Raw genomic sequence first — 7972 nt, forward strand, 5'->3', positions numbered from 1 at the left:
CTGGCTGTGCACCCGCTGCACGATGCCCGCATCCGCGGCAGGAGTGAGAACCCACCGCAAGAACGCCTCCTCCAGGTAGGAGTCGGCAGAAACCAGCGTCTCCAGCCCCACACCCATCACGCCCCACCCGCGGCCATGGCTTCGGCCGCCAGCGCACCGACCTTCTCCGACAGCCGCCCCACCGCGTCCTCACCCTGCCCGAAGCGCGTCAGCCGCTTCGCCACAGCGAGCGCCTCGGTGAAAGCGCCCTCACGCTCCAGCAAGCCGACCAGCCGGGGCACGGACGTCACCCTCACAAACGATGTGGGCGTCATGTCATCGAACGACACTGCCTGAGGTGCGGCCTCCATCAACTCCAAGTCCAGCAAAGCGAACACCTCAAGCAGCTCCAGAGCCGCAGGATCCGAACCGCGCGTGCTCCACAGCCGGTCTACCGCACCCTGCAGCACGAAGTGATAGTCCATCGCCGAGCCCGGAAGCTCCAACGCCTCCCACACCCGAGCAACCAGCTCCCTGCCGCGCGCGTCATGCGGCACATGCTGACTGGCCGGCGTCGCAGACGTGGCACCCTGGGGCGTCGGCCACATCGGCGTGCCGTAGGACTCATCCGGAAGCGCCCCCACCCCAGGCAGCTTCCCGCGAACAACACCGGGACTCCCGCTGAAAGCCATGCCGGGGACCGACGCCAAACGATCAAACCACGACTTCACGTGCCCCACCGCTCCTACGGGCCGAGCACTCCTGCCCGGCACACCCGCACCCCTGGCCGCAGACCTCATCGTCTCAGGCCGCGCCCCGGTACACCGTCGTTCCGCCGCCCTCGCGCCCCACTCAGACTGGCTCTGCGGCTATCCCATCACCGCCCTGGATTACGTCAGTTGACGCGAAACCCACCCGGGTGGCAACGCCCTGCCCTGCGACCGGAACCGCAGGGGCATGCAGCGTTCTTGGGCACGTTACGACCGGGGCCTGCGGGCTCGGTGCGGGCACTGCGCGGGACCATGTCTTCGCCCCGTTTACGCCACTGCTGCAGCGGCGTCGGCAGAGCACCGGCACGCTCGAGAACCCAAGGGCCCGTCACGCTGAATGCCTCATCCCCAGACTTGCGCGAGAAGGCGAGGATCTCCTCCTCGCTGCCCCTCAGCAGCAACCCGGCAACAGCCGGGTACTCCTTGCCCGCGAAGGTGCGCAGCCCCTGCACCTTGAAGACGTTCTTGGCGAAAGCGGCGCCCGCGATCAGTGCCGCTCCGGTGACCACATCGCCCTCACCCTTGTCGTCGAGCCGGTTGAACAGCCGGACCAGGACCCGCTCCGCGTCGCTGACCGGCAGCTCCTGCTCCCGTGCCAGAGCGTCGGCAAACCGTTCACGGATCTCATCGGGGGAGTGGTAGGAGAACTCATCCGCCTGGCCCCGATGCTCGAAGTGCAGGGTATAGACACCTTTTTGCAGCCCCGACTCGTGGGCGAACACCGTGCTGGTGGACTCGAACCCCACGAACCGCACCACCCGGTCCCGCACTGACCCTTTACGGAACTCGTCCCCCAGACGCGCCTGCGGAGAGAACAAGAAGGGACACACCTGCGCCGCGTACAGCGCACAGACCTCATGCACCGGCGCCTCGCCGGAAACCGCCACAGGCAGCGGCCCCTCCGTGAGCACCATCTGCCAGCGCAGCTCGTCAGCGAACGGCAGACCGCATACGGCGCACCAGTCGAACGCGGCCAGGGCCAGCTTGCGCCGCTCATTGATCGATCCGAAATCCACCCCGTGCGGGCCGCGCTCCACCGTAGCGATCACCGGGTACCCCCGCTGGTCGGCCGTCAGGTGCTCCATGCGACGCGGCAGCATGACCGTGCTCTGTGGTGCGTGATTCATCCCAGCCCCCTGTCACCGGCACAGGCCGGTGCTCACCCCTCTGCGTGCACCCACATCATGCCCGCCCCGGTGCGAGTGCCGGAGGCAAATGCCCCGATTGCCCCCGGCTGCGGAAGCCGACCCCAGCACACGAGCTGACCAGCCGCCGACCACCTCCTCCTCCGACCGGCCGGCTCAAAGGGAGGCGGCCCCAGAAAGATCCCGGCGCAGACCGTGAATGATCCGCCGCCATCGACGAGCTTCCTCGCTCGAAAGGAACCACGCCATGGTGGCCCGCTCGTCCAGATTGCCGAGCTCCTCCAAGCCCTTCGCCGTCTCCTCCCTGCGCTCAGCGCTGTGCCGGACCGCTGCCCGAGCGACCTGGGCGAGCTTGTGCAGCCGGTGTGCGGCCCGGTAATAGGCGACCTGGTCGCCACTCAGGCGGCGAACGGCATAGCCACCGCACTTGCTGCACGGGTCGAAACCCCTATTGCCGAGAAGCTCTTCCAATACTGGCCGGCCGCGTCCGTCGTGTAGACCTGCACGTCGGCAAGGACACCCAACGGCAGCGGCGGTGTACCAGGAGGCCGGCCCGATTCCGAGTCGGCCAGGAAAGGCTCCAGGTCCAGCTGTTCCATGGCCAGGAGAGCATTCCAGACGTCGGCTACGAAAGGCCTGCGCGCGTTGCCCCGGTCGTCGTATTCACCGACATCGAGTGTGCGTAGATCCGGCACAGTGCGGGCAAGGACCAGCGACCGCAGCGCTTGACCGACCTCCCGGCGCCCCTCACACAGCAGCACGAGCACCCTCTCGCCCTCTGCCACGCTCAGACTACGGCCGAACGCTTCATCACAAGGGTCGAACACACGGGGCGCCCACAACGCCGTGTCCTGCATCCCAGTCACTGCTGCGGGCGCCTGCCGACCCTCGAACAACGCCTCAGGCAAATCACGGGCGCCGGCGATGATCACTCCCTGCCACCCCGCCGCGCACCGCCTCTCCAGCACACTCAGCGGGACCACCTCCACCCCGGCCTCGACGCCGAGCACCACATACAGCTGCTCCGGATCCCGACCGGAGCTGCGCAGCGCGGCCAAGTCCTTGGGTGTGACCAGACGGCGGCCGGTGACCGGAGTGTCGTCGAACACGCCTGGGGCCAGCCCGCCCGTGTCTTCCCGTGTCGCGGACTCGCCGGGCGCACCCCCTGCCCCCGCGGGCGGCTTCTCGTAGGACAGGGCGCAACGACGCGACAGCAACTGGGCGGCCACAGGGCCAGGCACACGCAGCGTGAGAGTCAACTCCTGCCAATCGGCCGCCACCGTGTACGAGACGAGGACGCCCCGTTCCCACTCACCCAGCCGGTCCAGGACCGACGTACCGGAGCCTCTTACGGGCACGCTTCCGCCAGGCAGCCGCACAAGCAGGACCCGTTCGTCCGCTTCTCCCGATGCCACCGTGTGCGCAGCCTGCTCCTCCCACTTGGCCAGAAGCACCCGGGCGCGTTCCAGCATCTGCGCACGCCCCTTACGCCGGCTGCTCATCGTGTCGGCGAGCTGGTAGACGAGGTGCTCGTGCTCCCGCAGAGGCTCCCAGCTGTCCTTCGCGCAAGACTGCCACCGTTGCCACAACGATGTCAGCTGCACCGCCGCCTCGGCGGGGGAGCCCAAGGGGCCAAACGCCGGGTCATCGGAGGGGATCGCCGGCTTCTCCAGGGCCGCAACCCCAGCCGCCAGGACGAGCGTGCTCCGCTTGACGAGCTGCTCGGCCTGGGAGCGCAGCGCCTCGAGACGTTCGTCCTTGCGACGCACCCCAGCTGCGGCCCAGTTCCGCAACCAGGGAAACAGGCCCAGGGCCTGGTGTACACGGATCAGACTGGCCAGCGCGCCGAGCCATTCGGCGAAGACCAACTCGCGTACACGGCGGGCGTCCTGCAGTTCGTCCCAGGCCGATTCGTCCTCGTCTTCAGCGTCACCCCCGGGCTCTTGCGAGGTGGTGGCGGCCGGCCCGCTGGAAGGCGTCAGGTGCAGGAGGGAGGCTGCCTGAGCCACTTCCGAATCGGTGCATGCTTCCTCGTCCGCCTCGTTGTAGGAAGCCATTTCATACAGCAGCCCGAGGCCGGTCACTGTGCGCAGGAAGATGTCCAGGCCCGTGCCTTCACGTGCCCACGAACCGTGCGTCATGCACTTGGGGCACATCCGGCCGACCGCCGCGGCATCCAGCGGTACTTCCCGTTCGGTGACGGTGCGGGCCAAGCGCACATAGGAACACGAGTGCGCGGCGTGCAATTTGGCTTGCTTGCCTGGCGTCGACCACACCGTGATCCGGGCGCCCTCAAACGGGCCAAGCGGCACATCCGGTGTCAGTAGACCGTATGTCATACAACCCCCTCATGACGGTCTCGAAGCCTAGCCTTGGCCACCGACAGCGGCGTCTGCTTTCCGCCAGCCACAGGCCTTCACTGTCCGCCTGGGTACCTTCCAAGGCCGCGTTCACCTGGGCCACGAATCATCGTGCGCCGCAGCTGACCCGTTTTTAACAATGCTCCCATCGCTGCAGGAATACGGCGCACACCTGCAGGCGGTCAGCTCTCGGTGCCTGGGGTTCAGCGGGCGTGCGGCGAGTAGCGGTCTGTCCGCGAGGCGGTTCGCAGCTGTTGACTCATCGATGTGTTGCGCGGCGAGGACTGTGGATGTGGCGAGGTGGGGCGGTTCACCGGAGTCCGGGGCCAGGGACGAGTCACTGAAGAGATACAGCATGACCATTCCGTCGCGCACTACATGCAGCAGCCCAGCAGAAACCAGGCGGTTCAGGTTGTATCCCCTTACCTGCGCCGGCCTTCTGACGTGATCGGTCAGAAGCTCTGAAGCCATCGCATCAACGATTGCCGCTCCCAGGCCTGCAGCCCCCGGACTTGTGTGAGCGCGCAGTTTCATCCTTTGGGTATCTGGCGAGGCTGCGTCAGCACGGTTGCTGAGGTACTCATGGAGAGTGCGGTGTACAAAGTCCACAGATGGGCAGACATTGTCTCCCTGCGTAGAAGCAGCGCTCTTGCAGAGGGTGCTTCTCCACGCTCTCAGTTCCTTGCGCAACTTGTCGGCGGGATGCTCAGACCAGCAGATGACAGTGACTGTGTCACCCACTGTCGAGTCCATGCCGCTGCCGCATGGCTTTTGACTCTGGACCAATCGCCACTCCAGCGTAGCTTCGTAAGGCTCATGAAGCTCGCCAGGGGATAGGTGCAGCTTCGTCTCTGAGAGGCTGCGGTGAGTTTGCGGCAAAGGGATGTCATCGAACAGCTCACGGTACGAGAGGACGAACTCCCGGGTGCCGCTGCAGTGAGGGCATGCTCGTCCTCTACGGGCTGCATGCATAGACGGAGTAGTGACAGAGCCGCATGCCAAGCAGCGGCAAAGCCACCGTGCTGACGGACCGGGGTATGGCTCCAGGGGGACGAGCCCAGCTGCGTGCATCTCAGCCTCTGCCCAGGACGCGGCCAAGGTCCTGAAGTGCGACGGGGCGCTTTCATTCAGAACACCCCGGCGACTCCACTCAGCCAAGGCATCGTCGCAGACCACGAGTATGTATGGCCTGTCTCTTATACACATCTGTATGGCTGGTCCGCCGCACAGACGTCATCGACGAGCTCGCCCAGGCCCCTCCACTGAGGCAAGCTGTCCGCGACGTGGTGGTCATGCATGGGCCGCGCCTCTGGCTCTGCGGGCACAGGAGTTCTGCACAGCATCTCCAGCAGTTCTCGCACCTGCGCATAAAACTCCGTGTCCTCGACCCCGGACCTCGCCTCGTCCGGCGCTAGCCTGACATCAATCGTTGCCCCGCCGGCGAGCTCAGCTGCCAGATCGGAAGCTGACTGGAAAGCACCTCCGCTGTGGATCTTTCCGTCTTCCCATTGGGACAGCAACCTTCCCTCGGGAGTACGAAGGCGATCGATGAGGTGCTGCGCATCGCCATGCCCCCAATGCGCAGCAGCACACAACCGCAGAACTGCCCCTATCAACGCGGCGGTCTTACCGGACCCGGTACTCACATACACAACGGCCTGGGGTTCCGAGGGCCGACGCAGCTTTGTCAAAGCGGCCCGGAACGCGGCACCGGGGTGCCCCTCATCGCAGGCGACGGCGAACCACGCTTCTGCGCTGTCGAGTTCACCGCGTCGCAGAGCCTTTGTCCCCAAGAGGTAGGCAGCGTTGGCATCCTGCCGTGCCTCATCCCCTTCACGGACGGTACATACCTTGTCGCCAGTTCGCCCCGGCCAGTCACCTCGGGGCCGGTCCCAGTAATCATCCGGACCTTTCAGTAGCGCCAACAGCCCCATATACGCTTCAATTTCACTCACGGTGTCCATCCCCTCGTGCTTGCGCTCCTCCAGACCTGCTGCTTGAGTTCCATTAGCGTTCATCACCTTGTGACTGGCGAGGATTGAGATGCCCCTGCCGGATATGCGGGCTCAGCTCCGCCTGCATGGCTTTGACCGCACGCAGGCGCTGCTGGTAAACGGTATTCCTCGACGTCCTGGTCTCCTGCGAGATGGTGGCGTTGTCCTGGCCGAAACTCTGTCTGCGGACCGCTTCCTGGTGTTCTGGCTTAGGAATTCTCGCGATGGCCCGGTCGACCAAATCCCACACCTCGTCGTCCTCCTTTTCACGATTTGACGTGGCGGGGGGCCCGTCGCCGCCTGAATGAAGGTCGCCGGACCCTCTATTCAATTCAATTTCGGAGAATTCCCCGACAAGTTTCTCGCTGCACCGCTTTTCTTGAAGCTTCCGCGCCAGTCGTTGCGCAGTGGTCTTCATGTATCGCAGGGGCCCGTTGGTCGGGTCGAAACTCTTACTTCGGAGCACGTCAGAGATTGCTTGATCGGCGACTTCAAGGCGCTCGGTGATCGTCATAGGGAAGGGAAGCCCTGCAAGACATGCCGCGATCTTCTCCCTGTAGTACTGGTACTTTGCGCTCCCCGTGCCAGGGTCCAGGAAGCCGAGTGCGTCCGCAGCGTCCTGGACCCGGCGGGATTCGGAGTCGTTCACCACAGGGCCCGCTATCCGCCAGACCGTCAGCCGGCTGCCGTCCGGTGCCTCGTACTGCGCCACGCCTCCCGGAGGGAGGGAACTGAGGAGTTCTGCCGCCAGGATGCCGACCGGCTGGGTGGGAGGTGCCGGCACAGGGCACCTGGGCGGCGGAGTGACGCTGGTGCGCCGCAGGTTCCGGCACCGCATGACACCGGGGCGGTTCCAGATGTTGTACGCGACGGGCATCAGGCCGATGAAGACCGTCACGTAGTCGGGCAGGGAGCTCATCTCGTAGGTTCCTCAGTGGGCTTAGGGGGGTGCGCGAGCGACTTCAACCCCCTATAGGCCCAAGAAGCCCCTCTTCTTACAGGAGCTTCAAGATCCTTTGAGGGTTACTCAGGAAGCCGGGTGGTCACGGCGCCTCCTGACCACCGAAGCCGGTGGAGTCGGCATCCGTGCCTCCGGGGAAGGTGGGCCGGAGGACTCGCAGGCGGTCCTTGGCCTCTCAAGGGTGTGCGGGGAGCATCAGGGAGCTGTCTAATGCCGCCCGGAGGGCGGCACCCTTCCCCCTCCGCTGGCGCCGCGGCGCCGATGCCCTCCGCCCGTGCACCGCACCGACACGGGCCCCGCTCCACACAGTGAGTCCGAAAATCCCTACCAGATACAGACACCGGGCCGCAGGATCCGCGGAAGGAGCTTCCCCTGAATCCGCCACCCAACCAACCCTTCCCACATGCCACTGCCCGACGAGCCCCGGAGGGGATCGTCACCCCCATTCACACGAGACCCAGTTGGTGCCTGGAAGGCACCAACAACCCATTTCAAAAACACACCTGACAAATACTCAAACCCGAAGGTCCATGGAATGGCCCAGAGGTGGGCATGGAATGCCCACCGAAAACGCCAACAAGACCTGAAACAAAATAAACTGATGCCCCATCACATACCACAATGTTCCGGAGGAACATATTTCCTTTCAGTCCGGAGGACGAAAGGAAACTAAGCCCCGGAGGGGCGCCCGAAAGCGCCGAAGGCGCTTTCCCGCTTTTCGGGCGGGGACGCCCGAAACGAGCGAAGCGAGTATTCGCTTCCG

The 7972-nt window shown here is 65.3% G+C and carries 5 protein-coding genes; all 5 read right to left on the bottom strand.

Going from position 1 to position 7972, the window contains the following annotated elements; all coding sequences use genetic code 11:
• Positions 1 to 116 precede the first annotated feature (116 nt).
• A complete protein-coding gene (locus IH13_RS0127735; protein WP_031088711.1) occupies positions 117 to 710 on the bottom strand; it encodes a hypothetical protein in 594 nt (197 codons plus the stop codon).
• A gap of 164 nt (positions 711 to 874) precedes the next feature.
• Complete coding sequence (locus tag IH13_RS0127740) at positions 875 to 1876, bottom strand: SEC-C metal-binding domain-containing protein (RefSeq protein ID WP_110085063.1); 1002 nt, start codon at positions 1874 to 1876, stop codon at positions 875 to 877.
• A 416-nt stretch (positions 1877 to 2292) separates the two neighbouring features.
• The gene (locus IH13_RS0127745; RefSeq protein WP_031088713.1) at positions 2293 to 4233 is read right to left on the bottom strand and encodes a hypothetical protein; all 1941 of its coding nucleotides are present in this window, start codon (positions 4231 to 4233) and stop codon (positions 2293 to 2295) included.
• A 1217-nt stretch (positions 4234 to 5450) separates the two neighbouring features.
• Complete coding sequence (locus IH13_RS43630) at positions 5451 to 6272, bottom strand: hypothetical protein (protein ID WP_158791348.1); 822 nt, start codon at positions 6270 to 6272, stop codon at positions 5451 to 5453.
• Entirely contained in the window at positions 6262 to 7167 is a 906-nt protein-coding gene (locus IH13_RS0127755; RefSeq protein WP_031088715.1) for an RNA polymerase sigma factor, read from the bottom strand. The genes IH13_RS43630 and IH13_RS0127755 overlap by 11 nt, the downstream gene beginning before the upstream one ends.
• Between the last annotated feature and the right edge of the window lie 805 nt (positions 7168 to 7972).

Source organism: Streptomyces sp. NRRL WC-3549 (assembly GCF_000721935.1).
Taxonomy (GTDB): domain Bacteria; phylum Actinomycetota; class Actinomycetes; order Streptomycetales; family Streptomycetaceae; genus Streptomyces.

Excerpts from the sequence above, each read along its gene's own strand:
- IH13_RS0127740 (WP_110085063.1), bottom strand. The coding sequence starts at position 1,876 with ATGAATCACGCACCACAGAGCACGGTCATGCTGCCGCGTCGCATGGAG.
- IH13_RS0127745 (WP_031088713.1), bottom strand. The coding sequence starts at position 4,233 with ATGACATACGGTCTACTGACACCGGATGTGCCGCTTGGCCCGTTTGAG.
- IH13_RS43630 (WP_158791348.1), bottom strand. The coding sequence starts at position 6,272 with ATGAACGCTAATGGAACTCAAGCAGCAGGTCTGGAGGAGCGCAAGCAC.
- IH13_RS0127755 (WP_031088715.1), bottom strand. The coding sequence starts at position 7,167 with ATGAGCTCCCTGCCCGACTACGTGACGGTCTTCATCGGCCTGATGCCC.